2 protein-coding genes are annotated in these 2287 nt (G+C 62.4%); both read right to left on the reverse strand.

Annotated features, from left to right (window positions below; genetic code table 11):
• Positions 1-45: 45 nt before the first annotated feature.
• Complete coding sequence (locus tag AC1DZU_RS35455) at positions 46-819, reverse strand: IS66 family transposase (protein WP_477292097.1); 774 nt, start codon at positions 817-819, stop codon at positions 46-48.
• 110 nt (positions 820-929) lie between these two features.
• Positions 930-1925, reverse strand: a complete 996-nt coding sequence (locus AC1DZU_RS35460) for a tyrosine-type recombinase/integrase (RefSeq protein WP_477292099.1) — start codon at positions 1923-1925, stop codon at positions 930-932.
• Positions 1926-2287: the final 362 nt, after the last annotated feature.

Genomic DNA, 2287 nt, shown 5'->3' on the forward strand with positions numbered 1-2287 from the left:
TTGACGGACATCCAGGCCTCGAGCGCCTCGTCCGACAACGCCATGTCAGCTCGGCCGCGGCGAAGCTGCCCGAGAAAAGCCAGTTGCGCCTGCCGACCGTAAATCCACGAATGGCGCGCTCCGCGATAGGTTGTCGGGCTCGAGCTGGCCATCGTAGAGGAAGCGGTTGAACGCGCGCCATCGCTTGGTGCCATAGGCGAAGGCCTTGGCGATATCGGCATGGCGCGACAAACCCTTGCCCTGGCGCATGAGCTGTCGTCGCAGCGCCCGGACCAGTGGTCGGGTCCGCCTTCGTCGTGCGGTCAATCGCTCAGCCGGCGGGAGCCCCCGTATCTCTTCCTCGATCCGGTAGATCGCCTGGATACCGGCCATTGCCGTCGTGCTGAGTTCGGTCGGCTGGCTGTCGTGAACGTCGAATATCTTGCGACGAAGATCGGCCAGGTAGGCAGCTCCTCGAATGGCGCCACCCTTGTAGATCTGATTGTAGCCGCTGAATCCGTCGGCCTGCAGCGTGCCGGCAAATCCGGCGAGCTCGGTCATCACGCTCTCGCCGGCGCGGCCCATGGTGGCGCGATACCAGGCGATCGGCGGCTCCTGCGAACCCGAGTTGCGGTCGTCGGCGACGTAAACCCAGAGCGCGCCCTTGTGCGTCGTGCCGGTGGGCGCCAGGATCGGAAGCCGCGTGTCGTCGGTGTGAATCTTGGTGCGGGTACGGCCGATCTCACGGATACGGTTGTAGATCGGATCGAGCAAGGCGGCGGCGTAGCCGGCGCTGCGCGCCAGCGTGGATCGCTCGACATCGACGCCCTTGGCGGCCATCATCTGGGCCTGGCGGTAAGATGTTGCGCACGGAGTTATGCTGCGGAGGCTCCAGTTCTCCCTAAGTTCCAGGCGATTCCAGGCAATCTCCGCAACATAATTTTCTAAAGTCAAATTGCATTCAGGAACGCCATTACGCCCTTGTCCTCCTTCCAAGGCCGGTCGGACCCCGAAGCCGCTGCATCGCACAGCGCCATCGCTTTCGCCTTCATCTCGAGATCGATTTCGGCGTAGATGTTGGTGGTCTCAAGGCTTACGTGTCCGAGCCATGCGCGTATGGTGTTAAGGTCGACACCTGCCTGCAGCAGATGACAGGCGCTTGTGTGACGGATCACATGCGGCGTGATTGCCCTTGCGGCAAGCGTTGGTTCGCGCCCCGCGCATCGCTCGATGAGCCGATAGACACCGAACCGCGTATAGCGCTTGCGATGGCGGCTGATGAAGACGGGGTCACCGTTTGCGCGTCCTCGAACGAGCTCGCCAAGCGCCTCTTCCGTGCGTGGCCACAGTGGGCATTGCCGGATTTTGTCGCCCTTGCCGCAAAGGGTGACGAGTGCATGTTTGTCGCGGTGTCGGCCGATCTGGAGATTGTCGACCTGCGGTCTTGTCGCCTCCGAGACCCGCGCCCCGGTGTTGTAGAGGAATAGCAACAAGGCGTGCTCGGCCCGGCCCCGCGGCGTCTGGCGGTCGGGAACCGCGAGCAGGGCCTCCATCTCCTTCCTGGTCATCCACGAGATCGGCTGTGGTGCAGCCTTCTTCGTTGCAATGGAACGGATCTGCGCACACCAGGCGAGACGGGCGGGATCACGGCTGGCGACGAAGCGGGCAAAGGACCGGATCGCTGTCAGGCGTTGGTTGCGGGTCTGCACCGAACAGCCGCGGTCCTCTTTAAGATGGGCAAGGAAATGCAGCACGCGTGATGCATGGATATCCTCGACATCCAGGCGGTCCGGCGGTTTGCGGACCTTTGCGCTGATAAATGGCAGGAGCAGCGTGAAGGTGTCGCGATAGCTCTTTTGCGTGTTGCGGGCGAGACAGCGCTCAGTGACGATGTAATCAGCCAGGAAGCGCCGGAGCCAGGGGCCGAGCGTGCGGGGATCATCCATGGTCTCCTCCATTGACGTAGCGGTCGAAGCAGACCGACGCTTCGTGTAGGAGCTCCGGCGTCATGGACAGGTAGATACTTGTGTCGTCCAAGTTGGCGTGGCCGAGATATGTCGAGAGCGCCGGCAGCAGCCGTTGCACATCTGCGCCCTGGCGATACCAGGACGTCAGCCGATGCACGGCCGCGGTGTGTCGAAAGGCGTTGACCTGCCACTTGACCTGCCACTGAGAATTTCCTCCATCTGAGATTAGAGTCCGGGCCTTGATTGAAGGACGGACTGATGAAGAGAAAGCGGTTCACGGAAGAGCAGATCATCGCAGTTCTGCGCGAGCACGAGGCAGGTGCAAAGGCGGGCGATCTGGC

The sequence above is a fragment of the Mesorhizobium sp. P2_A12 genome (assembly GCF_056405075.1).